This window comes from Mycolicibacterium baixiangningiae, assembly GCF_016313185.1.
In the GTDB taxonomy this organism is placed as follows: domain Bacteria; phylum Actinomycetota; class Actinomycetes; order Mycobacteriales; family Mycobacteriaceae; genus Mycobacterium; species Mycobacterium baixiangningiae.
In genome coordinates, this window is record NZ_CP066218.1 from 3,039,739 (window position 1) to 3,061,864 (window position 22,126).

Here is a 22,126-nt window from a genome sequence, read left to right on the forward strand (position 1 = left end):
TTCAGGTGTCGGACGGCGCGTGGCCGCGGGGCGCACAGACGGAGCAGGTCTGATCGTGGGATGCGGGTGGTGCAGGTGGCGAACTTCTACGGCCCACGCTCAGGTGGGTTGCGCACCGCGGTCGACCGACTGGGCGCAGAATACTGCGCGGCCGGACACGAGGTGTTCCTCGTCGTCCCCGGTTCCCACCCCGAACATCAGCAGTTGCCCACCGGCGTCATGCGGATCACGCTGCCCGCCCGGCTGATTCCCTTCACCGGCGGCTACCGCGCGGTGCTGCCGGGTCCGGTGACGGCGCTCCTGCGGGACCTCGCTCCTGACGCGATCGAGGTCTCCGACCGGCTGACGCTGCGCACGCTCGGCGGCTGGGGCCGCAGGCAAGGTGTCTCGACGGTCATGATCTCCCACGAGCGGCTCGACCGCCTCATCGGCCAGGTGCTTCCGGGCCGGACTGCCCGCGCGCTCGCCGACGTCGCCAACCGCCGCACCGCGGGCAACTACGACACCGTCGTCTGCACGACGGCCTTCGCGCGCACGGAGTTCGAGCGGATCGACGCCACGAACGTCGTCACCGTCCCGCTCGGCGTGGACCTCGACCAGTTCCATCCCCGCCGGCGCTCCTCCCAGCTACGGCAAAGGTGGGCCGCGTCCGAGCAGATACTGCTCGTGCACTGTGGCCGGCTGTCCGTGGAGAAGCACGCGCACCGGAGCATCGACACCGTTGCGGCGTTGCGCAATTCGGGTGTCGACGCGCGGTTGGTCGTGGTGGGCGAAGGGCCGCTGCGTCAGCGCCTGGAACGCCAGGCCGCGGCCCTGCCCGTCGATTTCACCGGCTACATCGGGTGCCGGGACACCGTGGCGGGCATCCTCGCCTCCGCCGACGTGGCGTTGGCACCCGGGCCGCACGAGACCTTCGGCCTCGCCGCGCTCGAAGCCCTGGCATGCGGCACACCCGCGGTCGTATCCCGTACCTCCGCGCTCGCGGAGATCCTCACCGCCGACAGCGGGGCGGCCGCCGACAACGATCCCCAGGCGATCGCGCACGCTGTCAGCGCCGTCATCCGGATTCCGGAACGTCTGCGCCGCAGAAATGCCCGTCGCCGCGCCGCACACTTCACCTGGCCGCGCGCCGCCGCGGGCATGCTCGCCGCGCTCGCGGCCGGGTAGCCGGTAGTACTTCTCGACCGTTTAACGCGTGGTGCGGGCGGGCACTCGCAATCAGCGGGACAGTCAATAGCTGACCATGCCCGACCTACCGAAGGAGCCGACGTGGACAACAACACCGTTGTCTGGATTGTCGTCGCAGTGGTAGTTGCACTGCTCATCATCGCCGCGCTGGCGATGCTTGCCCGCAAACGGCGCAACGAACATCGCCACCTGGAAGCCCAGCAGATTCGCGAGGAAGTCCAGGAGCACCATCAGCGCGTCGAAAAGCGAGACCTCGTCGCCCAGCAGACCGAGGCCAAGGCCAGGGCCGCGGAGGCGGAGGCGGATGCCAAGGCCGCCGAAGCCGCCCGGCTCCGCGGTGTCGCCTCCACCCACCGCGACGCCGTCACCACCTCGCGACAGGAACTCGACGAGCGTCGCAAGTTCGCCGACGATCTCGATCCGCACACGACGAACGCCGAGGACATGCAGCCCGATGCCATGGGCGCAGGCAAGCACGAGGAGCCTTACGGTGGCCGCCACGAGGCCGCTCAGGGCCAGAACGTCCAGGGGCAGGCAGTTCATGGCCAGAATGTCCAGGGACAGAACATCCAGGGCCAGAACGTCACCGACGAGCGCGGTAACCCTGTGCCCGATCCCCGCACCCGATGAACGACCCGCACAGCACGGCCGGTTCCGCACCGGCCGTGCTGTTCGATATCGACGGCACCCTGGTCGATTCGAACTACCTGCACGTCCATGCCTGGCATCGCTCGTTCACCGACGAGGGGTTGACCGTCGAATCGTGGCGGGTGCACCGGTGCATCGGGATGGACGGCTCCACGCTGCTGGATTCCCTGGTGCCCGATGCCGACGACGATGTGCGCGAGCGCCTCAAAGAGGGCCACTCGCGGTACTACTTGGAGGACAAGGCACTGCTGCGGCTGCTGCCGGGTGCCCGCGCACTGCTCGAACGGGTGCAGGAACTCGGTCTGCAGGTCGTGCTGGCCACCTCCGCCCCCGAAGACGAGTTGGCCGTGCTGCGCGAGGTGCTCGACAGCGAGGACATCTACTCCGCGATGACGTCGGGCGAAGACGTCGACACCGCCAAACCCCGGCCGGACATCGTCAACATCGCGCTGGAACGAGCCGGAGTGGTGGACACCGGCCGAGCGGTGTTCGTCGGCGACGCGGTTTGGGACATCGAGGCCTGCGAACGTGCCGGGGTGACCTCGATCGGTGTCCTCAGCGGTGGGGTGTCGCGAGGTGAACTCACCGAAGCCGGTGCGAGCGCGGTCTTCGAGAACGCCGAAGACCTGCGCACGCACCTCGACGACAGCCCTGTCGCCACACTCCTGAAACAGGCGCGCTGAGCACACGGTCGGACAAAACGGGTCAGGTCGTCAGCAGCTGACCCACCAGCGCGTCCCCGAGCCACCGCGCGTAACGGGTCGTCGACCACCCGCGCTGTCGCACCAGGACGTCGAACGGGTGCGGATCGGTGGCCAGGAAGATCAGGTCCACCGCCTCACCGTGCGCCTTTCGCCCGGTGAGTAGACCCAGTGCGCGTAATCGCCGCGCGATCGCACGGGCATCGGTCAACCGCTGTTCTCGCACGACGGTCAGGAGCGTCTGCGCCTCGGGCTCGGCGCCCGCAGCCACGTCGAGCGCGCGGAACAAGTCGGCGACCCGCTTGTTTACCCCCACCATCACCTGTGCGCAGCCGTGCAGCACTTCCGCGGGGTCCCCGGCGCCCAGCGCGCGCCGCATCTCGTCGCGATCCGACACCTGCACGTCGGCGTCGTCCCCTGCCACCGCCCAGTCCACGGCGAGTTTGAGCAGTTCGATCTTGCCGCCCACCGCTGTGAACACCGTCTTGCGGCTCACCCCGGCCGCCTCGGCGACCGCGTCGATCGTGGTGGCCACGTACCCGTTTTCGACGAACAGCCGGGTGGCCGCGGCAATGACACTGCGCCGGGTCTCCTGTGCCTGCGCAGCGCGCAGACTCGACCGGTACTGCCTCTTGACTTCCTCAGCCATATCGGGGCACTCTCGAAGTATTCATTACACTAGAAGTTACCTCAAAGGAGGTCGGCATGCACGCGGTCGTCGTCGGCGCGGGACCGACCGGACTGTTCTGTGCCATCGCGCTGGCCCGCCGCGGGCACACGGTGACCGTCGTGGATCGCGACCCCGGGCCACCGCGGTCCGGGCCGTGGCGGCGCAGGGGAGTGATGCAGTTCGAGCACGCACACACCTTCCGCGCGCCGGTCGTCGACGCATTGCGCTCGGAGATTCCCGACGTCCTCGACGCACTGACGGTGGCGGGCGCGCAGATCGCCGTCGACCCGTCCGGCGTCGCGGCCGCGCTGCTGTGCCGGCGGTCGACCTTCGAACGCGTCCTGCACGGTGTCGCCGCAGCGCAACCGGGGATCACCCGTCACGTCGGGACGGTGGACCGACCGCATCGAGCGGGCGGCCGGGTGGGCGGTGTCGTGATCGGTGATGGTGTGGTCAGCGCCGACATGGTGATCGACGCCTCCGGCCGGGCCGCCAGATACCTGCGGACTCTGCGCCCCGAGGCGGACGGCGGCGACTGCGGCGCCGTGTACGCGACACGCCAGTACCGGCTGCTCCCAGGGGCCCGACGAGGTCCCGAGAACTCACCGATCGGCTTGTCGCTGAGCATGTCTGGTTACGCAGCCATCGCCTTCGTGCACGACAACGGGACCTTCTCGGTGACGTTCACCCACGACGGCACCGATGTCCGATTGCGCCGGTTGCGGGAGGACGAGGTATTCGAGGCGGCCGTGCGCGCGATCCCGCAGCTGTCGGAGTGGATCGACCCACACCGGTCGCGGCCGCTGACTCCCGTCCTACCCGGGGGCCGGTTGTACAACAGCTATCGCGGGCAGATCGGCCCCGACGGCACACCGTACCTGCCCGGCCTCATCTCGGTCGGCGACTCGGTGTGCACCACGACGCCGCTTGCCGGCCGCGGGGTGGCGCTGGCCTTCACGCAGTCCCGCGCACTGCTGCGCACACTCGACGATGAACCCGACATCGCCTCTGCCACCGGAGAGTTCGACGCGTGGTGCGAACGTCACGTGCGGCCGTGGTTCGACGACCACCGCCACGTCGACAGTGAGCGGGTCCGGCGCTGGGGCGGTGGTGAGGTGGACCTGACCCGTCGACTGCCGTCGGATCTGATCGTCGCCGCCGCTGATGCCGATCCCGGCCTGCGGCCTCTGGTCGAGCCCTACGCGACAATGTCGGCGTTGCCCGCCAGCCTCGCACCGGCCGAGCCGCGCGCACGGGAGATCTTCGCCTCAGGCTGGCGCCCGGCCGTGCCGCCGGGTCCCACCCGCGCCGGTCTCGCCCACATCTGCGCCGGCTACGCGCCCGCCGCTATCGGGGCGGCGTCCAGGTCACCGGCAGTCGCTTGATTCCGTGAATGAACGCAGACTGCAAGCGGTCGGGTTCCACCGAGGCGGCGATGTCAGGGATCTGCCGGTGCAGTTCCTCGAACGCCACGGTGATCTCACGACGGGCCAGGTTAGCCCCGAGGCAGAAGTGCGCGCCACCGCCGCCGAACCCGACGTGCGGATTGGGATTCCGCCGCACGTCGAACGTCCAGGGGTCGTCGAATGTCGACTCGTCCCGGTTCGCGGAGCCGTACCACAGCGAGATCTTGTCGCCCGCAGCGAGTTTCACCCCGCCCAATTCGGCGTCGCGGGTCAGGGTGCGCCGCATGTAGCTCACCGGTGACGCCCACCGCACGATCTCCTCGACCGCCGTCGCCGCCAGCTCGTCGTACGCGTCGAACCAGATCCGGCGTTGTTCGGGGTAGCGGCTCAGCGCCAGCAGCCCGTGGCTGATGGCGTTGCGGGTGGTCTCGTTACCGGCGACCACCAGCAGGATGAAGAACGACGCGACCTCGCTCGAGGTGAGCTGCTGCCCATCGACGTCGGCCTGCACGAGGCTGGTGGTGAGATCGTCTCCGGGATGTGCGCGCCGCTGGTCGGCCAGCGCGCTCGCATAGGCTCCGATCTCCATTGCGACATTGATGAATTCGTCGAAGTCGGTGGTCACGTCCGGGTCACCGAAACCCAGGATGACGTTGGTCCAGTGGAAGACACGTTGATGGTCGCCCTCGGGGATTCCCATCATGTCGCAGATGATCTGCAACGGTAGGGGACCGGCGAAATCGGCGACGAGCTCACCGCTGCCGTCGGGGTGGCGGGCCACCATGTCGGCGACCAGTCGTCTCGCGCGTTCGCGCACGGAATCCTCGACGCGGGCAAGCACCCGCGGGGTGAAAGCGCTGCGGACGATGTTGCGGAGTCGGGTGTGCCGGGGGTCGTCCATCGCGATCATCGAGCCGAAGTACTCGTTCAGCTCGGGGGTCTGGTCCCCGATCGTGATACCCGAGGCGGAGCTGAAGATCTCCGGATGCCTACTGGCGTAGAACACGTCGTCATAACGGGTGACCGCCCAGTGGCCGCGGCCCACCGGCGTCCCCTCCTGCATGAACTCCGGGAAGGGGTGCACCGGAGCCTCGCGGCGCAGAGTGGTGAACGCGCCCTCACGGATGTCGTCGTCGAGCGCCCAGAACTCCCACGACCCCAGGTTGATGTCGGCCAGTGGCACATGAGGTGGCGCCGCTCCGTTGATCCGAGCCGCAATGCCCACGGCGACGAGCCTAGCCCTCCGGCCGGCCCTCGTGCCCGCGCCGGCCCTTGGTGCGCCGGTCTTCTTTCATCCGCGCCTCGAAGACGTGCCGATGGCCCTGTTGCAGCTCGTTGCGGACCCGGCGTTCGTGCTCCCGGAACACCGACCAGTAGTTGTCGTCGAACTCCTCGACGATCTGGAAGGTCCACCGGCCGTAGAGCACATTGCGGCCCACCAGTTCCGCCCCCAACCGGTCGGCCACCTCGTCGTGGCCCGCCTCGCGCAGCTTGTCGCAGGCCTCGCCGAGGAGCAGGTCGGCCCGACCCATCAACTGGTGGAAGGAGTACAGGTGACCGCGGGCGCGTTCAGCCCATTCCAGCGCCTCGGACACCGAGCCCACCGCCGCCACCGTGCCGTCGGAGATGTCATCCGGGAGCTGACGGTCGTCGTCGGCGGGTTTGTCCGGGGGCACACTCACCGGACTCAGATACCCGCCCCGATCGGGCAGAAACGCGATGGCAGAACACCTATCCGGGCTAGTTCTCGGCTTCCACCACGGCCCGAATGCGTTCCAGCGTCTTGCGCATGTCCCGGTTGTTCCGACGTCGGCGCAACTGGCCGCCGACGACCGCGAACAGCCGCATGACCGCAGAGTCGTTGAACCGGAACGACTCGGTGACTTCGGTGCTCCCGTCGACCGGAGTGAAGCGGTAGTGCCAGTTGTTGACGGCGCGGTCACCCAGCAGCACCTCGAACCCGAACTCGCGGCCGGTCTCACAAGCGGTGACCCGGCAGGTGGTCCAGTAGACGGGACCGATCTCGTTGCGCCGGACGTGTCCGCGGAACCGTGCCCCCACCGCGGGCCCGGCCGCGCCGTCGAGCCATTCGGCCTCCATCACCTCGGGGGAGAACCGGCCGGTGTTGCGCACGTCGGCGACCAGATTCCAGATCTGCTCCGCCGGAGCCTTCATCGTCACGCTGACCGAACCCTGCATGCGGGCAGCCTGCCAGAACGCACCCGCCGCTGACCCCAGATCGGCGATCCCGTTAACTCGGCAAGTGTGAAGATCCGGTTCGGCGTCGGGATCGGCGCGGAGACATCGGCCGACGGCCTGGCGGCCCTCGTGGATCGCCTCGAGAGCAGCGGCGTTGACTCACTGTGGTTCTCCGAACTCGTCTACACCGAGGCCGTCGACCCGTTCGTCGGCATGGCGTTCGCGCTGGGCCGCACCTCCCGGCTCAAAGTCGGCACCTCGGTGGCGATCCTCCCGGGCCGCCACCCCGTGCTCGTCGCCAAGCAACTCGCATCGCTGGCCGCGGTCGCACCGAAGCGCGTGCTGCCCGTCTTCGGGCTGCAGTCCGCCATCCCCGCCGAACGGGCGATCTTCGAGGTGCCCGCAGGCAAACGCGCCGCGGTGTTCGACGAGTCGCTGGATCTGCTCCGATCGGTGCTGGCCGCGCCGGACGTGAGCTTCGACGGGGAATTCTTCTCCGTGCGAAACGCCGCGGTCGCACCGCGTCCGGACCAGCCCCTCGATATCTGGCTCGGCGGATCGGCGCCAGGGGCGTTGCGCCGCATCGGCCGATACGGGGACGGCTGGCTCGGCAGCTTCCTCACCCCCGACGAAGCGCGCCGCGGGCGTGAGCAGATCGAGCGTGCGGCCCACGACGCGGACCGGCGCATCGAAGCCGATCACTTCGGCATCTCCCTCGCGGTGGCCGACGGCGAACTCACAGACGACATGGTCGATGTCGTGCGTAGGCGGCGTCCGGACATCGACCCGTCGGAACTCATCGCCCCCGATTGGCCGGCCCTGCACCGCCAGCTCGACGGCTACCTTGCCGCCGGGTTGACGAAGTTCGTGATCCGCCCGGCCGGGAAGGTGCCGATGGACGCGTTCGTCGATCGGTTCGCCGCCGAACTGCTACCCCGGGAGAACTGACCGTCGGCTGTTACGACGTCTCCGAGGTCTCGTCCTCGCCCTCGGCCTGATCGGGCTGGGGCTGCACGGAGCTCTGCTTCATCTCGGGATCGGCGTCGGGATCCTGACCGGTTTCGGCGGGGTCGCTGCTCATGGGGTGCGAGGTACCCCAGCCGATTCGCGCGAAACCGCCCTCAGCGCTCGGTCAGCCGGGGCAGTGCCTTGCGGATCTGTCCGCGGACGAACTCCGGGCTGACGGCTTTGAGCCGGTCCAGCCACCCGATGCTGGCGGGCACATACCAGTGCAGACGGGTCGGATGCCGGTAGGCAGCCCACGCCGCTTCGGCCACGCTGGAGGCCGGCATCAACCGGAACGGACCCCGCTTGGGAGCGGATGCGGTGACGTCCCCGGCCGCATCGGCCGACGGCGCACCCCCGGAGTGGTTGGGGGTCTCGCGCAGGATCGCGGTGTCGATGAGACCGGGCAGCACGTCGGCGACCCGCACGCCGTGTCGCTGCCATTCGACGCTCAGCGCCTCGGTGAGACCCTTCACCGCGTGTTTGGTCGCCGAGTACACGGCGATCTGCGGCATCCCGTAGGTCGCCGAGGCCGACGACGTGGAGAACATCAGACTGCCCGGCGACCGCTTGAGGTGGGGCAACGCCGCGTACGCCCCGGTCAGCACAGCCTTGAAGTTGATGTCGACCACCCGCATGGCCGCCTCGTAGGGGACATCCTCGAACCAGCCCGACTCACCGACGCCCGCGTTGTTCCACATCATGTCGAGACCGTCGGCGCCACAGAAGTCGGCCAGCGCGCCGTCCAACTGGGCTTTGTCGGTGACGTCGACCCGCCGGGACCACAAGCGATCGCCGCCGCGCTGCGCCGTCAACGCCGTCAGCCCGGCCTCGTTGCGGTCGACTGCCGCTACCCGCCAGCCGCGGTCGTGGAACAGCTCTGCGCCGGCGCGCCCCATCCCGCTCCCCGCGCCGGTGATGAAGATCGACTTCATTGTCATCGGGCCATCCTGACAGCTCAGCCGCAGTAAGAGCGCGTCACGAACCACAGCGCCTGGCGGTAGAGCGCATCGAGCTCCCGGGTGTCGGCCACCCTGTCGGTCGCATCACGCACCCGCTCGGCGCAGGTGGGCGATTGCAGGACCGGCCACTGCGCGGCCAGTTGTTCCACCATGGTCCGGTTCAGCCCGTCGATCACCTGACGCGAGGACGCCAGCTCGGGGGCGGTGGTGGGTGCGGCCGCCGGGTCGAGCTTCCACTGGGCGAAGCGGCTGTACTCGATGGCTTCGGTCGCCGCGATCTGGTCGGCGAAGATGCGGCGCACCCGCTGGGCGTCGACGCCGCGCGCCGACGCATCGGTGGCCACCGCCGTCAGCACCTGCTCGACCCGCGCGGGATCCTCGATCGGCCCCTTGGTGTTCCACTTGTTGGCGGCCACCGGTTCGGCGGTCTGCAATCGTTGGGCGGCGGCGTCGACCAGCGCCGTCAGCGGGCCACCCTCGTCAGCCTGCGCGGGCGCCGCCGTGCCGAAGGCACCGGCCACCGCCAGGCCGGCCACCAGGCCGCGCAACGCCGACCGCACGTTCAGCGGTCGAAATCCGGGTCGTCTTCGGACAGCGGCACGGCGATCGCCTGTTCGATCAGGTCGGCCTCGTTGGCGTCCCAGTTGCGCGACACCGACACCCGGGCGGCATCCAGGCCGCCCACCTCCTCGTCGTCCACGTCGACAGGGATCAACTGTTCGACGACGTCGGCTTCCGGAGCCTCGTCATCGAACACCGGTCCATTCGGAGTACTCACGAGCGGTCTCCTTCCTGCTCTGACATCAGCCGAACCCCGGCCGTGCCACCACGATAGTGAGTTCCACCCACGCAGGTGGATTCCGGTTCTGCAGGTGCTGTGGGTTCGGCGGGCCTGACCTGGCCGGTGTGGTCTTTGCGCGGCCCCTGTTCAGGTAGTGTGCGCAGACGACGGGGGCGGCCCTCTCAAAACGGGGGAGCGCCGAACAGAACACAAACGACGACGTCAAAGGCTGTACTTTGCCAGAAACAAGCAGTGACGCCCAGGGCTTGACGCCCCACTTCGAGGACGTCCAGGCGCACTACGACCTGTCCGACGACTTCTTCCGGCTGTTCCTCGACCCGACGCAGACCTACAGCTGCGCGTACTTCGAACGCGACGACATGTCGCTGGAAGAGGCGCAGCTCGCCAAGATCGACCTGTCGCTGGGCAAGCTCGGTCTCCAGCCCGGAATGACGCTGCTCGACGTGGGGTGCGGCTGGGGCGCGACGATCAACCGGGCGCTCGATCGCTACGACGTCAACGTGGTCGGGCTGACCCTGTCACGCAATCAGCAGGCGTACGTGCAGCAGCTCCTGGACAAGCAGGACAGTCCGCGCAGCAAGCGGGTGCTGCTTGAGGGCTGGGAGCAGTTCGACGAGAAGGTCGACCGCATCGTGTCGATCGGCGCGTTCGAGCACTTCGGCCGCGACCGCTACACCGACTTCTTCAAGATGGCCTACGACGCGCTGCCCGACGACGGGGTGATGATGCTGCACACCATCATCAAGCCGAGCAACGAGGAATTCGAAGAACGCGGACTGCCCATCACGATGGCGAAGATACGGTTCTTCAAATTCATCATGGACGAGATCTTCCCGGGTGGAGACCTGCCACAGGCCAGTGCCGTCGAAGAGCACGCGACCAAGGCGGGCTTCGAGGTCAAGCTCGTGCAGCCGCTGCGCCTGCATTACGCCAAGACGCTCGACATCTGGTCGGCCGCGCTCGAGGCGCGCAAAGACGAGGCGCTCGCGCTGCAGGGGCAGGTCGTGTACGACCGGTACATGAAGTACCTGACCGGGTGCGCCGACCTGTTCCGTGAGGGTTACACCGACGTCGCGCAGTTCACCCTGACCAAGGGCTGAGCGAACGGGCCCTCGTCACCGCGACGGGGGGCCGGGCGGCACTCCGGCCGCATCGCGTCTGCGGGCCGCCATACCGGCCAGCGCCTCGAACACCACCCGGTGCGCGGCGTTGACCGTGAGCTCGGCGTGGTCGTAGGCGGGAGACACCTCGACGACGTCGACGCCGGCCACGTCGTGCTCGTAGCAGAGTTGCCGGACCATCCGCAGCAGGTCGGCGCTGGTGATGCCGCCGGGTTCGGGGGTTCCGGTGCCGGGTGCGTGCGCGGGGTCGAGGACGTCGATGTCGACCGACACGTAGAGCTTGTCCGCCTTGGCCAGCGCCTCGCTCACCGCGTCCGCCATGACGGCCTTGAAACCGCGCTCCCAGATCTCCTGCATGGTGTGCCAGGTCATCTTCTGTTCGAGCATCCACTCGAACGTGTCCTGCGGTGGCCAGTACCCGCGCAACCCGACCTGGACGAAATGCGATCCGGGCACCGCACCGGATTCGATGAGCCGGCGCATCGGCGTCCCATGGCTGGCGAGGTTGCCCTCGATGTCGTCGGCGGTGTCGGCATGGGCGTCGAAGTGCACGATGCCGACGTTGCCGTAGCCGTGGAAATCAGCCACCGCGGTGGCGGCGGGCCAGGTGATCGAGTGGTCACCGCCGAGAATCACCGGCACGATCCCACGCGACGCGACCGCGGCCACGCGTTCACGAATGTTGTTGTGCGACAGAGTGGTCTGTCCATGCGGACAATAGGCGTCGCCGAAGTCGACCACCTCGAGCCAGTCGAAGATCTCCAGCCCGAGATCCATGTGGTAGGTGCCGGGCTCGTATGCCGTCGCCCGGATGGCCCGCGGACCGAACCGGGCGCCCGGACGGTTGGTGGTGCCGACATCGAACGGGGCGCCGACGATCGCGACGTCGGGGCGCCACGAGTCGAGTTGCGCGGTCTCGGTCAGGAACGGCCGATGACCGAAGGAAACCAGTCCCGAGTGGGGCAGGTCCAGCTGCTCGGCCATCCCGGGCGGAAGCTGTCGAGGCGGCTGCTGGTCATGCTCGTGGCCCATGCGCAGACGGTACCGCCGATCCCTGCGGCGAGTCAGGCGTCCAGCGCGGCTCTCAGCGATGGCGGGATGTCGCGTTTCGTCAAGGCCGACGTCGATACCACCACGTAGACGTTGCGGCCCGTCACCACGACGCGTTCCGGGGTGTTTGCGCTCCGGCTCCGCACCGCGAAACCGAGCGTGAAGCTCGTCGTCCCGATGCGTTCACACCGGACCGTCACCCGGACCTCGTCGCGCCAGCGAACCGGTGCGGCGTAATCGATTTCGCTGTGAACGACCTGGAAGTCGACGCCGTCGGCGATCAGCGTGGGATACGCGACACCGAGATGGTCGAGGAACGCGGTGCAGGCCTCGTCGAACCAGATGAGGTAGTGACCGTTGAACACCACGCCCTGCTGGTCGACCTCGGCGTAGCGCGGCACGATCGGCATGGAGAACGCCGGTGCCGGATCGGACGCTACCGGCACACCCTAACGCCGTCGGCCGACTCGGCCGACCAGCGCGGCGGCGAACATGGTGTCGGTGAACTGACTTACAGCGAGGCGTCTTTCTGGCGTTCGCCGGTCCGCGCGGATTCCCCGTGCGACAGCCGACGTAACAGCGCCACCCCGATCGACTCCCGCCCACCGCCCACGGTGTCCAGTACCGACCGGGCCATCGGGGCCGGCAGGTCCGAGGGGATCACGTAGAGCAGCGCGTCCCGCGAGTGCGAGCCCACCAGGTAGATGGTGTCGTGGGCGACCAGGCGATAGGCGTCGACGGCCACGGCGTGGTTGCGGTGGATGATGCGGCTGGGGGCCGACTTCCAGGAAGCGGGGTCGTAGACCACGCGACGGACCGGACCGATCAACCTGCTGAGCACCGCGACGAGGTCGGGGAGTTCCTCGCCGAGATCGCCGCTTCGGGGCCACCAGGCGCCGTCGACCGCACCGGGAACCGGCGCCTTGTCGCAGATTGTCAACCGGCCTGAACCAGGTGAACTCGCATCGATGGGCGTCATCGCAGACGCTCCCGTCAATTCTTCGCACATCGCAGACGGCAACCGAAACACGGGCACGCGAGGAACCTACGACCGATCGAGCATAACCCCGGGTCGCCTGCGAGGCCGCCACCCTGCGGGCCTGTCCGCCGTGGCGCCGGGCAGACTGGTCCCGTGCATATCGTGACGATCGAGGACATCCGCAGCGCGGCGGCACGCACCCGCGACGACGTCCTGCGCACCCCGCTGATCCCGGCCGCCTGGGCCGGCGCGCTGTGGCTGAAACCGGAGAACCTGCAGGCCGTCGGGGCGTTCAAGGTACGGGGTGCGTTCAATGCGATCGCGCAGCTCGAACCCGACGTGCGGGCCCGCGGCGTGGTCGCGTACTCGAGTGGCAACCACGCGCAGGCCGTCGCGTACGCCGCAGCGCGGTACGGGATCACGGCGCACATCGTGATGCCCGAGGAGACACCCCGCGTCAAGGTCGATGCGACCCGCGCCCACGGGGCCGAGGTGGTGCTGTGCGCGGCCGGCCAACGGGAAGCGGTGGCAGCCGAGGTCGTCGAGCGGACCGGCGGAGTGCTGGTCCCGCCGTTCGACCACCCCGACATCATCGCGGGCCAGGGCACCGCGGGTCTCGAGATCGCCGAGGATCTGCCCGACGTCGAGCACGTCTTCATCCCCGTCAGTGGCGGCGGTCTGGCCTCCGGGGTGGGTACGGCGATCAGGGCGCTGTGTCCCAGCGCCAGGGTGTACGGCGTCGAACCGGAGCTCGCTGCGGACACGGCCGAAGGCCTGCGGCTCGGACACCGGGTCAACTGGTCGATCCAAGACCGCAATCGCACCATCGCCGACGGGCTGCGCTCACAACCGTCTGAGCTCACGTTCACCCACCTGCAGCGGGTCCTCGACGACGTCATCACGGTCTCTGAGGACGACATCCGTTCCGCAGTAAAGGATCTGGCGCTTCGCGCCCATCTGGTCAGTGAACCCAGCGGAGCGGTGGCGCTGGCGGGGTACCGCCGGGTGGCACCGGCAGGGCGGGCCGTGGCGGTGGTGTCCGGCGGCAACATCGAGGCGGCGTTGCTCCGGGAGATCCTGGCGGGCTGAGCCCCGGGTCCGGCGCCGGCCGCGGCTATCCTCGCGGTCGTGACCGCGACCGACGCCCCACGGGCGATTGCCGTTGTGCGGACCGGACTGCGGGTGGCGATCGTGGCCGCCGTGGTGGTGGCCGTCGTCCTGGTGGAGTTGACCTCCCGCTCGGGGGTGGTGTGGCGGTTGGTCACCTTCACCTACCAGGCGAACCTGTTGGCCGCGGTGTTCTACGCGGCAACGCTGCTCTCACCGCGCACCGACGCCCGTTCGGCGCTGCGGGGCGCCGTCGTCCTGTACGTCGTGGTGGCCGGCCTGGTGTGGAACCTGTTCCTGACCGACTACAGCATGGGGTACACCCCGGCGAACTTCCTGCTCCACGTCGCCGTGCCGGTGCTGGCGCTGGCGGAGTGGGGTCTGGCCAGTGCCAGTCAGTCGGCCGTCCGGTGGTGGTACCCGTGGGCGTGGCTGACCTACCCGGGCTGCTATGTGCTGGTCGCGTTGGCGGTGCTGAACCACGCCGGGCGGCGCGCGCCGTACTACTTCCTCGATCCGGGCAGCGTCGGGAGGCTCGCCGTCGCGATCAACATCGCGCTGCTCGGGGCGGCCTTCCTGGTGCTCGGCTACGTGCTGGCGGGGCTCGGAAAGGCGCGGGTGAAACGCCCGAGCGCGCTTCGACGATGAGGATGTCGTGGGCACCAGCCGTATCAGAGAAGACGCCGCAAAGGCGCGAGGCCGCCGGCGATTCCAGAGGGCGAACACCGACGCGCCCTACACTTGGGGGATGCTGCGTTCGGTCGTCCGTTCCGTTGTCGCGATCACCGGGATCGTTGCCATCGCGATGACCGGTTCGGTCGCAACGGGGTCGGCCGCGATCAGCACACCGCCCTCGGTCACGGCGATCGAACCGGCCGCGGGAGCGGTCGTCGGGGTGGCCCATCCGCTGACGGTGCGGTTCGGCGCCCCGGTGGCCGACCGGTCGGCGGCCGAGCAGTCGTTGCGGATCACCTCACCTGCGACTCCGGTCGGGGAATTCACCTGGCTCGGCGACTCGACCATGCAGTGGACGCCGACGTCGTTCTGGCCGGCGCACTCGCCGATCTCGGTCCAGGCGGGGGATTTCGCGGCCGACTTCCGGACCGGTGCGTCCGTGGTGGGTGTCGCCGACATCGACGCGCACACCTTCACCGTCAGCATCGACGACCAGGTGGTCAGGGAGATGCCGGCCTCGATGGGCAAACCGAAGTTCTCCACCCCGGTCGGGACCTTCCGGGTGTTGGGCAAGGAGTCCGTCGTGGTGATGGATTCGCGAACCATCGGCATCCCGCTCGACGATCCCGAGGGCTACAAGCTCACCGTCTACGACGCGGTCCGGATCACCTGGGGCGGGGTGTATGTGCACGGTGCCCCCTGGTCGACGGGTTCGCAGGGCTACGCGAACGTCAGCCACGGCTGCATCAACCTCAGCCCGGACAACGCCGACTGGTACTTCAACACCGTCGGCGTCGGCGATCCGGTCATCGTGCAGTCGTAGCTGCGCCATGCCGCCCATGACAGTCCACCCGGCCAGAGGTCAAGTGGTCTGACCAGTCAGCAGGTGGTCTCGATCTCGTAGGTTGCCTCGGCCGCGGCGGTCGGATTCTCGGCGAAGGAGCCCTTGGCGGTGCCGGTGATCGTGATGGTGGAGTTGTCGATGGTGGCCTTACCGTCGCCGACGGTGCCCTCCCAGTACGCGCCGGTGAACCCCTCGAGGTCGCGAATCTCGACGGAATGCGCGGCGACGTTCTCCCCGGTGGACATCGAGGCGGAGAAGCCGGGCGTCTCCTCCCCGAAATCGGAGATGAGCCACGTCCAGCCGGCCTGGCTGCATTCGACCGGGATCTTGGCCGTCTTCTCGCCGTTCACGGTCACCTGCGCGGTCCGGGTGCCCAGCGCCGGCTGGGATCCACTGCATGCGGTGAGCGCTGCGACCGACACCGCACCCAGCACCATCACGATTCGGTTGTTCACGCGCCACCTCTGTTCTGTTGACCACGTCACCCGACCGCGCGGCCGGTGAACGACCTCACTCACTGCGGACTTCCCTGCGACGCCGACCGGCAAACCAGCGTCGCGGCCGTCACCTCGTCGGCGGGGAGGAACGCCTCGATGCTCAGCTCGGCCGCGGTGGGATCGAGCGCGGTGCCGAACGTCGTCACCGTGCTGATGAACGTGAGCAATTCGCCGTCGGCAGTGCATAGTTCGAGCGGAACGAGCACCGTCGCCGGATCCGCCGATTCGACCGACGGCCCCGGATAGGACTCGGCCTCCGACAGCAACGCGGCGAGCTCATCGGAACCGCTCGCCGTCACTTCGCGGCGGAGCCGGCCGATCAGATGGTGGCGCCACTGACCTAGGTTCTTGATCCGCGGCGCCATGCCGTCGGGGTGCAGCGTCAGCCGCAGGGCGTTCGGCTGCTCGAGCAGACCCGGCGCGACCCCGTCGAGCAGGACCGCGGTGGCGGCGTTGGCGCCCAATATGTTCCAGCACCGGTCGACCGCTACACAGGGGTACGGCTCGTAGGCCGACAGCACCCGCTGGACACCGTCGCGCACCGCGGCCAACTCCGGATCGTCGAGGCGGCGTTCGGGATACACCGGGGCCAGGCCGGCCGCGATCAGGAGGTGATTGCGTTCCCGCGGCGGAACGTCGAGCACGTCGGCCAGCCTCAGCACCATCGCCCGGCTGGGCGCCGACCGGCCCGTCTCGATGAAGCTGACGTGGCGGGCCGAGACGTCGGCCCGAATCGCCAGATCGAGCTGGCTGAGCCTTCGGCGCTGGCGCCAGGTGCGCAGCGCGACACCGAATGTCGCGGGCATGCGCGTGGCGGTCATGGGCTCAGTGTGGCGCGCATCCGAACCCTCCGCCATTACTTCGGAGGTAATTGCCGCGATGACCCGGCGGCGCGAGGGTGGAAGTGTCCACCGGAGAGGAGAACACCATGCACACCGCCGAGCAGGACATCCCCCGCTGGTTGCGGTTCGTGATGGCGTCGGACCGAGCCGGGTCGTCGTGGTACATCGGCGCGGGCTTCTTCTTCGCACCGGCGTTGACGCTGGCGTCACCGTGGCCCGCGCTCACCACGGCGCTGTGGGTGGTGATCGGGTTGGCCGGCCTGTGGCTCGGCCTGCTCGGCATCGCCATGGCGACTGGTCTGGCGATGGTATTGCGCTCGAACACCGAGATACCCGAGGACTATTGGCGGTCCATTGTCAATTATCCGCCGACAACTACTGCGCCACAGGACCTTCGACGGAAGAACCGGTGTAGTCGACCGGCCAGTGTTTGATGCCGTTGAGCCAGCCGGAACGCAACCGTTCGGGCGCACCGAGCGGTGCCAGGTCGGGCATGTGGTCGGCGATCGCGTTGAACATCAGGTCGATGGTCATCCGGGCCAGGTTCGCGCCGATGCAGTAGTGCGCGCCCGTCCCACCGAACCCGACGTGTGGGTTCGGGTCGCGGAGGATGTCGAAGGAGTAGGGGTCGTCGAAGACCTCCTCGTCGAAATTGGCCGACCGGTAGAACATCACCACCCGCTGGCCCTTCTTGATCGTCACGCCGGACAGTTCGGTGTCGCACAGTGCGGTGCGCTGGAACGACGTCACCGGGGTGGCCCAGCGCACGATCTCGTCGGCGGCGGTTGCGGGCCGCTCACGCTTGAACAGCTCCCACTGGTCGGGGAATTCGGTGAACGCCATCATGCCCTGGGTGATGGAGTTGCGTGTCGTCTCGTTGCCGGCCACCGCGAGGAGGATGACGAAGAACCCGAATTCGTCGTCGGAGAGCTTGTGTCCCTCGACGTCGGCCTGGACCAGCTTGGTGACGAGGTCGTCGCCCGGGTTGGCGACCCGGTCGGCGGCCATCTGCATGCCGTACATGATGAGCTCCACCGAAGCGCCGACCGCGTCATTCCCCGCGAATTCCGGATCCTGATCGCCCACCATCTGGTTCGACCAGTCGAAGAGCTTCTTGCGGTCCTCCTGCGGGACACCCATGAGACCCGCGATCGCCTGGAGCGGCAGTTCACACGACACCTGTTCGACGAAGTCGCCGGCGCCCTGTTCGAGTGCGGTGCGCGCGATGTCCTGTGCCCGGGCGTCGAGTTCGGCGCGCAGTCGTTCCACCGCTCGCGGGGTGAACGCCCGCGACACGATCTGACGCAGGTGGGTGTGATGGGGGGCATCCATGTTGAGCAGCACGAACTTCCCGCGCTCGACCTGCTCACCGTCGGACCCGTCGCGGTAGCGGGGGAGTGCTGTCTTCTCGAAGCTGGAGAACACGTCGCTGCGGCGGGACACCTCTTTGACGTCCCGGTGTCTGGTGACGACCCAGAACCCTCCGTCGTCGAATCCGCCGGTGCCGACGGGCTGTTCGTTCCACCAGATCGGGGCGACCTTGCGCATCTGTGCCAACTCGTCGACGGGTAGCCGCTCGGCGTAGATGTCCGGATCGGTGAAGTCGAATCCCGGCGGCAGGTTCGGGCTGAGTCGGTCGCTGCTCATGACCACGGGCTCTCCTAAGACGACGTCTTCTCGTGCCGTTCACGCATTGCTACACCACTGATGGGGGCGGGCGGGGCGGGTTGGGTGAAGTCCGAAGTGGAACGTGTCCGCACATGCCGGACGAAGTTCTTCAGAAACGTTGGCCACTTCTGTAACAAAGCTGGGGTCGACGGAGAACAATCTCCTATAGCCAGGTCATCGGACGTGGAGGGAGACCGCAGTGGCGATCGATTTGCGGCGCACCGCTGCCTGCGCAGCACTGGGCGTGGGCATCGGCATGGGGATGTTCCTGACGGCACCCGCGGCAGCGGCCGACCCAGTGCCCGCACCAGCGCCGATACCCGCCCCCGCGCCAGCGCCGGCCCCGCTCGTGGCCGCTTCGGCGGCACCCGGCGCCGTCGACCCGCTGGCCGCACCCGCTCCGGCACCCGCCGACGCGGGTGTTCCGCATCTGTACAGCCCGGACAACCCCCCGCCCGGTACGTCGACCACGCCGGCGGCGCCCACGGGCAGCCGCGGGTTGTCGTACCTGCGCGATCTGTGGCACGCCGTACAGACGCAGGAAGTCAGCGGGGGAGACGCGATCTTCCTGCTCACCCAGCGTCCGCTCGACCCGGCCGCCACTCCGCCGCCGGGGATGCCGGCCGGACCGCAGCAGCCGGTGCCACCCGCCCCGCCACCGCCGGTACCGCCGGCTCCGGTCGCGCCGCTGCCCTGACCGCCCGAGTGCCCGTCTAGTCGGACTCGGGTGCGTAGTACTGCAGCATCGACTGGCGGTGCAGCGTCGTATCACCTTCGGTGACAACGAGTTCGGCAGACGAGACGTCGTAGACCACGCCGCCGTTCTCGGCCGTGAAGCCGCCGGATTCGTCGGCCGTGGCGGTCAGCATCAGCGCCGATTCGTCGCTCAACCGCACCCCGCGGTACTGCAATTGACCGTCAGGGCCCTTGCAGATCGCGACGAGCGCCTGGGCCGTGCGACCGAACGCGACCGCCGCCGCTGAACCCTGGCAGTACGCGGCGGTGCCCACGTAGCCGTTGTGGTCGGTGGCCGGGCCGGGGGGCTGCGCAGCGGCCGGTGATGCGATCACCAGAGCGCTTGCCGCGCCGAGAAGCGCGATACCCGTGCAGCGTAGGAAGGTCCGACGGGTCTCCGGTTCAGCGGGCATGCCGGCAGGCTAACCTGCACGGCGACCCGCGCGGCGGAGGCGCGGCCGTGCCGGCGGCCCGGATCAGACGCCTGCGGCCTCGTTGAGGGTGTTGAGCGTGGTCGTGGCGTCCAGATACTCCTGCACCCAGCGCTCGATCACCGTGGAGGTCTTCTCCACCTTGGTGAACTGACCGACAACCTGGCCCACCGGGTTGAACGCCACGTCGACGGTCTCGTTGGGGTACTTGTGCGTCGCGGCGACCGCGAGCCCGGAAACCATGAACTGCAACGGCATTCCGAGCGGCTTTGGGTTGTCCGGCTGCTCCCACGCGTCGGTCCAGTCGTTGCGCAGCATCCGGGCCGGTTTGCCCGTGAAGGAGCGGCTCCGGACGGTGTCGCGGCTGCCCGCCTTGACGTACGCCTGCTGCTGCACCGGGGTGTTCTCGGCTTCCTCGACCATCAGCCACTGCGAGCCGGTCCACGCGCCCTGCGCGCCCAGTGCCAGCGCGGCGGCGACCTGCTGACCGCTGCCGATCCCGCCGGCGGCCAGCACCGGGACCGGGGCGACCTCCTTGACCACCTGCGGCCAGAGCACGATCGAGCCCACCTCGCCGCTGTGGCCACCGGCCTCGCCGCCTTGGGCGATGATGATGTCGACGCCCGCGTCGGCGTGCTTGCGCGCCTGGCTGGGCGACCCGCACAGCGCGGCGACCTTACGGCCCTCGGCGTGGATGTGGTCGATCATGTCCTTCGGCGGGGTGCCGAGCGCGTTGGCGATCAGGGTCATCTTCGGATGCTTGAGTGCGACCTCGACCTGCGGGGTGGCGGTCGCCTCGGTCCAACCGAGCAGCTGCAGAGTGCTCTCGTTGTCCTCGGCGGTCAGCGGGACGCCGTGGTCGGTGAGGATCTTCTTCGCGAAGTCGAGGTGTTCCTGCGGAACCATGTCCTGCAGCATCTTCGCCAGGTCGTCGGCGGACAGGTTGGCGTCCATGCCTTCGTACTTGTTCGGGATCACGATGTCGACGCCGTAGGGATGGTCACCGATGTGCTCGTCGATCCAGTTGAGTTCGATCTCGAGCTGCTCGGGGCTGAAGCCGACCGCGCCGAGCACACCGAAGCCGCCGGCCTTGCTGACGGCGACCACGACGTCGCGGCAGTGCGTGAAGGCGAAGATCGGGAACTCGATGCCGAGCTCGTCACAGATGGCGGTGTGCATGCGCGCTCCTTGAATGAGGCGGTCGGCGAATTGAAACGTGTTCTAGTTTAGTACGGCGATGCCAGTCGGCGGGCAGGGTATGCCGGTTCGCCATCACGCCGGTCGGCCGCGATGATGGTGTGGTGCCCCGGCTGCTCACGCTTCCCGAGTCGGTCGACGAGATCGCCGGGGGACCGGGTGGACCCTCCGTCGGCGCGTTCTTCGACCTGGACGGAACCCTGGTGGACGGTTTCACCGCCACCGCCCACGCGGGCGACCGGATCAGGCGCCGCCAGGCCAGCCTCGGCGAGGTTCTCGGCGTCCTCGAAGCCTCGGTGCGGTACCGGCTCGGCCGCATGCAGTTCGAGCGACTGGTGCGGCGCGCGGCCGGGTACCTGCGTGGCGAGTCGCTCGCCGAACTCGACGTCGTGGGCGAGCGGTTGTTCGTCGACCGTGTCGCCGCACGAGTCTTTCCCCACATGCGCCAGATCGTCGAGGCACACCAACAGCGTGGACACACCGTCGTACTGAGTTCGTCGGCGCTGACCATCCATGCCGAACCGGTGGCGCGCTTTCTCGGCATCGATCACGTCCTGTGCAACCACTTCGCGGTCGACGATGCCGGGCTGCTGACCGGCGACATCGTCAGGCCGGTGATCTGGGGGCCGCAGAAGGCCGCCGCGGTCGAACGGTTCTGCGGCGCCAACGGGATCCCTCTCGGCGAGAGTTGGTTCTACGCCGACGGCGACGAGGACGTCGCACTGATGGATCTCGTGGGGTTCCCCAGGCCGGTCAATCCGCGCCCCCGGCTGGCCGCCACCGCGGCCGCGCGGGACTGGCCGATTCTGCAGATCGCCCGCCTGCGCCGACGGGCATGATTCGGAACACACTGTCCGGCAATGTATTTGGTGGCGGTTTAGACGGTCGGCCGCAGGGGTAGACCTCCGCCTGGCTCAATGAACCAGACGAGGGGAGTGCCGTGACGGCGCAACGGTTGGCCATGGTGGTGGGCGCGATCCTCCTCGTAGCGGGGATCGCAGGCTTGCTGGTTCCGGTGTCGGTGTCCGGCGATGACGGCAAGAGCGTCGGCTGCGGCAATGCGCTGGTGTCGGACATGTCCGGGGCACAGGCCGCCAACAACCAGGGGGTCGCAAACGTTCCGGTCCTCAACCAGATCGTTCCGCACACCGACTACGTCGCGCTGTGCGAATCGGCGGTGGGCAGCCGCCGATCCTGGGCCATCCCGGTCGCGGCCGTGGGCGCCCTCGTCGCGGTGGGCGCGGCGGTCATGGGCGGCCGACGGGGCCGCGCGGTCTGAGAACGCGTTCCCCCGGTGTGGCGCCTCCCGCTGCCGGTCCTGACCGCCGAGTAAGCATCGATCCGGACCTGGTTTAATCTGATTCCGGTTGCACCCGCCTCAAGCGGGCGCTCCCGGCGC

Annotated in this window: 29 protein-coding genes; 13 read left to right on the forward strand and 16 right to left on the reverse strand. The window is 68.6% G+C overall.

Annotation, left to right across the window (positions count from 1 at the left end):
* The first annotated feature begins 60 nt into the window (after positions 1-60).
* The 3 genes from I7X18_RS14105 (at position 61) to I7X18_RS14115 (ending at position 2,519) form a co-directional block, all read left to right on the forward strand.
* Positions 61-1,167: a glycosyltransferase gene (locus I7X18_RS14105; RefSeq protein WP_193048069.1), complete on the forward strand. Its 1,107-nt coding sequence runs from the start codon at positions 61-63 to the stop codon at positions 1,165-1,167.
* 102 nt (positions 1,168-1,269) lie between these two features.
* Complete coding sequence (locus I7X18_RS14110; RefSeq protein WP_232375475.1) at positions 1,270-1,818, forward strand: hypothetical protein; 549 nt, start codon at positions 1,270-1,272, stop codon at positions 1,816-1,818.
* A complete protein-coding gene (locus I7X18_RS14115; RefSeq protein ID WP_193048068.1) occupies positions 1,815-2,519 on the forward strand; it encodes an HAD family hydrolase in 705 nt (234 codons plus the stop codon). Before I7X18_RS14110 ends, I7X18_RS14115 begins: the two co-directional genes overlap by 4 nt.
* 22 nt (positions 2,520-2,541) lie before the next feature.
* On the opposite strand, the gene I7X18_RS14120 is transcribed toward I7X18_RS14115, so the two are convergent.
* The gene (locus I7X18_RS14120; RefSeq protein ID WP_193048067.1) at positions 2,542-3,186 is read right to left on the reverse strand and encodes a TetR/AcrR family transcriptional regulator; all 645 of its coding nucleotides are present in this window, start codon (positions 3,184-3,186) and stop codon (positions 2,542-2,544) included.
* Between the two features lie 56 nt (positions 3,187-3,242).
* On the opposite strand from I7X18_RS14120, the gene I7X18_RS14125 reads away from it, so the two are divergent.
* A complete protein-coding gene (locus tag I7X18_RS14125) occupies positions 3,243-4,592 on the forward strand; it encodes an FAD-dependent oxidoreductase (protein WP_193048066.1) in 1,350 nt (449 codons plus the stop codon).
* On the opposite strand, the gene I7X18_RS14130 is transcribed toward I7X18_RS14125, so the two are convergent.
* From I7X18_RS14130 to I7X18_RS14140, 3 genes are read right to left on the reverse strand one after another with little or no spacing between them, the layout of a single operon-like run.
* Positions 4,555-5,838, reverse strand: a complete 1,284-nt coding sequence (locus I7X18_RS14130; protein ID WP_193048065.1) for a cytochrome P450 — start codon at positions 5,836-5,838, stop codon at positions 4,555-4,557. The two genes, I7X18_RS14125 and I7X18_RS14130, sit on opposite strands and share 38 nt — an antisense overlap.
* Positions 5,839-5,848: 10 nt before the next feature.
* Entirely contained in the window at positions 5,849-6,295 is a 447-nt protein-coding gene (locus tag I7X18_RS14135) for a hypothetical protein (protein ID WP_193048064.1), read from the reverse strand.
* A gap of 58 nt (positions 6,296-6,353) precedes the next feature.
* Entirely contained in the window at positions 6,354-6,812 is a 459-nt protein-coding gene (locus tag I7X18_RS14140; protein ID WP_193048063.1) for an SRPBCC family protein, read from the reverse strand.
* A gap of 66 nt (positions 6,813-6,878) precedes the next feature.
* On the opposite strand from I7X18_RS14140, the gene I7X18_RS14145 reads away from it, so the two are divergent.
* Positions 6,879-7,760 (forward strand): TIGR03854 family LLM class F420-dependent oxidoreductase, encoded by an 882-nt coding sequence (locus tag I7X18_RS14145; protein WP_193048062.1) that lies wholly within the window; start codon positions 6,879-6,881, stop codon positions 7,758-7,760.
* A gap of 10 nt (positions 7,761-7,770) precedes the next feature.
* On the opposite strand, the gene I7X18_RS29845 is transcribed toward I7X18_RS14145, so the two are convergent.
* Genes I7X18_RS29845 through I7X18_RS14160 form a run of 4 tightly spaced genes read right to left on the reverse strand, consistent with a single transcriptional unit; the run spans position 7,771 to position 9,557 of the window.
* Entirely contained in the window at positions 7,771-7,893 is a 123-nt protein-coding gene (locus I7X18_RS29845) for a hypothetical protein (RefSeq protein WP_264296020.1), read from the reverse strand.
* Between the two features lie 40 nt (positions 7,894-7,933).
* Positions 7,934-8,752: an SDR family oxidoreductase gene (locus I7X18_RS14150; RefSeq protein WP_193048164.1), complete on the reverse strand. Its 819-nt coding sequence runs from the start codon at positions 8,750-8,752 to the stop codon at positions 7,934-7,936.
* 23 nt (positions 8,753-8,775) lie between these two features.
* Positions 8,776-9,318, reverse strand: a complete 543-nt coding sequence (locus I7X18_RS14155) for a chorismate mutase (RefSeq protein WP_193048163.1) — start codon at positions 9,316-9,318, stop codon at positions 8,776-8,778.
* Between the two features lie 23 nt (positions 9,319-9,341).
* Entirely contained in the window at positions 9,342-9,557 is a 216-nt protein-coding gene (locus I7X18_RS14160; RefSeq protein WP_193048061.1) for an Rv3202a family protein, read from the reverse strand.
* A 239-nt stretch (positions 9,558-9,796) separates the two neighbouring features.
* Between I7X18_RS14160 and I7X18_RS14165 the strand changes: the two genes are divergently transcribed.
* A complete protein-coding gene (locus I7X18_RS14165) occupies positions 9,797-10,681 on the forward strand; it encodes a cyclopropane mycolic acid synthase family methyltransferase (protein WP_193048060.1) in 885 nt (294 codons plus the stop codon).
* 15 nt (positions 10,682-10,696) lie between these two features.
* On the opposite strand, the gene speB is transcribed toward I7X18_RS14165, so the two are convergent.
* The 3 genes from speB to I7X18_RS14180 all read right to left on the reverse strand — a co-directional run bounded on the left by speB (position 10,697) and on the right by I7X18_RS14180 (position 12,731).
* A complete protein-coding gene (gene speB, locus I7X18_RS14170; RefSeq protein WP_193048059.1) occupies positions 10,697-11,734 on the reverse strand; it encodes an agmatinase in 1,038 nt (345 codons plus the stop codon).
* Between the two features lie 32 nt (positions 11,735-11,766).
* Positions 11,767-12,162, reverse strand: a complete 396-nt coding sequence (locus I7X18_RS14175; protein ID WP_193048162.1) for an acyl-CoA thioesterase — start codon at positions 12,160-12,162, stop codon at positions 11,767-11,769.
* Positions 12,163-12,263: 101 nt separating this feature from the next.
* Positions 12,264-12,731, reverse strand: a complete 468-nt coding sequence (locus I7X18_RS14180) for a DUF5994 family protein (protein WP_193048058.1) — start codon at positions 12,729-12,731, stop codon at positions 12,264-12,266.
* Positions 12,732-12,884: 153 nt separating this feature from the next.
* Here I7X18_RS14180 and I7X18_RS14185 point away from each other — a divergent pair, with 153 nt between their 5' ends.
* From I7X18_RS14185 to I7X18_RS14195, 3 genes are all read left to right on the forward strand, one after another.
* Entirely contained in the window at positions 12,885-13,820 is a 936-nt protein-coding gene (locus tag I7X18_RS14185; RefSeq protein WP_193048057.1) for a threonine ammonia-lyase, read from the forward strand.
* A gap of 39 nt (positions 13,821-13,859) precedes the next feature.
* Positions 13,860-14,486 (forward strand): Pr6Pr family membrane protein, encoded by a 627-nt coding sequence (locus tag I7X18_RS14190; protein ID WP_193048056.1) that lies wholly within the window; start codon positions 13,860-13,862, stop codon positions 14,484-14,486.
* A gap of 100 nt (positions 14,487-14,586) precedes the next feature.
* On the forward strand, positions 14,587-15,336 hold the full coding sequence (locus I7X18_RS14195) for a L,D-transpeptidase (RefSeq protein ID WP_269751319.1): 750 nt from the start codon (positions 14,587-14,589) through the stop codon (positions 15,334-15,336).
* A 56-nt stretch (positions 15,337-15,392) separates the two neighbouring features.
* Here I7X18_RS14195 and I7X18_RS14200 read toward each other — a convergent pair whose 3' ends face one another.
* Positions 15,393-15,812, reverse strand: a complete 420-nt coding sequence (locus tag I7X18_RS14200; protein ID WP_193048055.1) for a lipoprotein LpqH — start codon at positions 15,810-15,812, stop codon at positions 15,393-15,395.
* Between the two features lie 59 nt (positions 15,813-15,871).
* Positions 15,872-16,675 (reverse strand): helix-turn-helix domain-containing protein, encoded by an 804-nt coding sequence (locus I7X18_RS14205; protein WP_226864317.1) that lies wholly within the window; start codon positions 16,673-16,675, stop codon positions 15,872-15,874.
* A 107-nt stretch (positions 16,676-16,782) separates the two neighbouring features.
* Between I7X18_RS14205 and I7X18_RS14210 the strand changes: the two genes are divergently transcribed.
* A complete protein-coding gene (locus I7X18_RS14210) occupies positions 16,783-17,130 on the forward strand; it encodes a hypothetical protein (RefSeq protein ID WP_193048160.1) in 348 nt (115 codons plus the stop codon).
* Here the strand turns inward: I7X18_RS14210 and I7X18_RS14215 are convergent.
* Complete coding sequence (locus I7X18_RS14215; RefSeq protein WP_193048053.1) at positions 17,072-18,343, reverse strand: cytochrome P450; 1,272 nt, start codon at positions 18,341-18,343, stop codon at positions 17,072-17,074. The two genes, I7X18_RS14210 and I7X18_RS14215, sit on opposite strands and share 59 nt — an antisense overlap.
* 220 nt (positions 18,344-18,563) lie before the next feature.
* Here I7X18_RS14215 and I7X18_RS14220 point away from each other — a divergent pair, with 220 nt between their 5' ends.
* The gene (locus tag I7X18_RS14220) at positions 18,564-19,061 is read left to right on the forward strand and encodes a hypothetical protein (protein WP_193048052.1); all 498 of its coding nucleotides are present in this window, start codon (positions 18,564-18,566) and stop codon (positions 19,059-19,061) included.
* A 16-nt stretch (positions 19,062-19,077) separates the two neighbouring features.
* Here the strand turns inward: I7X18_RS14220 and I7X18_RS14225 are convergent, their stop codons facing one another.
* Complete coding sequence (locus tag I7X18_RS14225) at positions 19,078-19,512, reverse strand: hypothetical protein (protein ID WP_193048051.1); 435 nt, start codon at positions 19,510-19,512, stop codon at positions 19,078-19,080.
* Between the two features lie 63 nt (positions 19,513-19,575).
* The gene (locus I7X18_RS14230; protein ID WP_193048050.1) at positions 19,576-20,709 is read right to left on the reverse strand and encodes a nitronate monooxygenase; all 1,134 of its coding nucleotides are present in this window, start codon (positions 20,707-20,709) and stop codon (positions 19,576-19,578) included.
* Positions 20,710-20,828: 119 nt separating this feature from the next.
* On the opposite strand from I7X18_RS14230, the gene I7X18_RS14235 reads away from it, so the two are divergent.
* Both I7X18_RS14235 and I7X18_RS14240 read left to right on the forward strand, forming a co-directional pair.
* Positions 20,829-21,566 carry an HAD family hydrolase gene (locus I7X18_RS14235; protein WP_193048049.1) on the forward strand — a complete coding sequence of 246 codons (738 nt, stop codon included), beginning with the start codon at positions 20,829-20,831 and terminating at the stop codon, positions 21,564-21,566.
* A gap of 101 nt (positions 21,567-21,667) precedes the next feature.
* The gene (locus I7X18_RS14240) at positions 21,668-22,006 is read left to right on the forward strand and encodes an aminopeptidase (protein ID WP_193048048.1); all 339 of its coding nucleotides are present in this window, start codon (positions 21,668-21,670) and stop codon (positions 22,004-22,006) included.
* Positions 22,007-22,126: the final 120 nt, after the last annotated feature.

Excerpts from the sequence above, each read along its gene's own strand:
- I7X18_RS14105 (WP_193048069.1), top strand. The coding sequence starts at position 61 with ATGCGGGTGGTGCAGGTGGCGAACTTCTACGGCCCACGCTCAGGTGGG.
- I7X18_RS14115 (WP_193048068.1), top strand. The coding sequence starts at position 1,815 with ATGAACGACCCGCACAGCACGGCCGGTTCCGCACCGGCCGTGCTGTTC.
- I7X18_RS14120 (WP_193048067.1), bottom strand. The coding sequence starts at position 3,186 with ATGGCTGAGGAAGTCAAGAGGCAGTACCGGTCGAGTCTGCGCGCTGCG.
- I7X18_RS14125 (WP_193048066.1), top strand. The coding sequence starts at position 3,243 with ATGCACGCGGTCGTCGTCGGCGCGGGACCGACCGGACTGTTCTGTGCC.
- I7X18_RS14140 (WP_193048063.1), bottom strand. The coding sequence starts at position 6,812 with ATGCAGGGTTCGGTCAGCGTGACGATGAAGGCTCCGGCGGAGCAGATC.
- I7X18_RS29845 (WP_264296020.1), bottom strand. The coding sequence starts at position 7,893 with ATGAGCAGCGACCCCGCCGAAACCGGTCAGGATCCCGACGCCGATCCC.
- I7X18_RS14150 (WP_193048164.1), bottom strand. The coding sequence starts at position 8,752 with ATGAAGTCGATCTTCATCACCGGCGCGGGGAGCGGGATGGGGCGCGCC.
- speB (WP_193048059.1), bottom strand. The coding sequence starts at position 11,734 with ATGGGCCACGAGCATGACCAGCAGCCGCCTCGACAGCTTCCGCCCGGG.
- I7X18_RS14175 (WP_193048162.1), bottom strand. The coding sequence starts at position 12,162 with ATGCCGATCGTGCCGCGCTACGCCGAGGTCGACCAGCAGGGCGTGGTG.
- I7X18_RS14180 (WP_193048058.1), bottom strand. The coding sequence starts at position 12,731 with ATGACGCCCATCGATGCGAGTTCACCTGGTTCAGGCCGGTTGACAATC.
- I7X18_RS14195 (WP_269751319.1), top strand. The coding sequence starts at position 14,587 with ATGCTGCGTTCGGTCGTCCGTTCCGTTGTCGCGATCACCGGGATCGTT.
- I7X18_RS14205 (WP_226864317.1), bottom strand. The coding sequence starts at position 16,675 with ATGACCGCCACGCGCATGCCCGCGACATTCGGTGTCGCGCTGCGCACC.
- I7X18_RS14210 (WP_193048160.1), top strand. The coding sequence starts at position 16,783 with ATGCACACCGCCGAGCAGGACATCCCCCGCTGGTTGCGGTTCGTGATG.
- I7X18_RS14215 (WP_193048053.1), bottom strand. The coding sequence starts at position 18,343 with ATGAGCAGCGACCGACTCAGCCCGAACCTGCCGCCGGGATTCGACTTC.
- I7X18_RS14225 (WP_193048051.1), bottom strand. The coding sequence starts at position 19,512 with ATGCCCGCTGAACCGGAGACCCGTCGGACCTTCCTACGCTGCACGGGT.
- I7X18_RS14230 (WP_193048050.1), bottom strand. The coding sequence starts at position 20,709 with ATGCACACCGCCATCTGTGACGAGCTCGGCATCGAGTTCCCGATCTTC.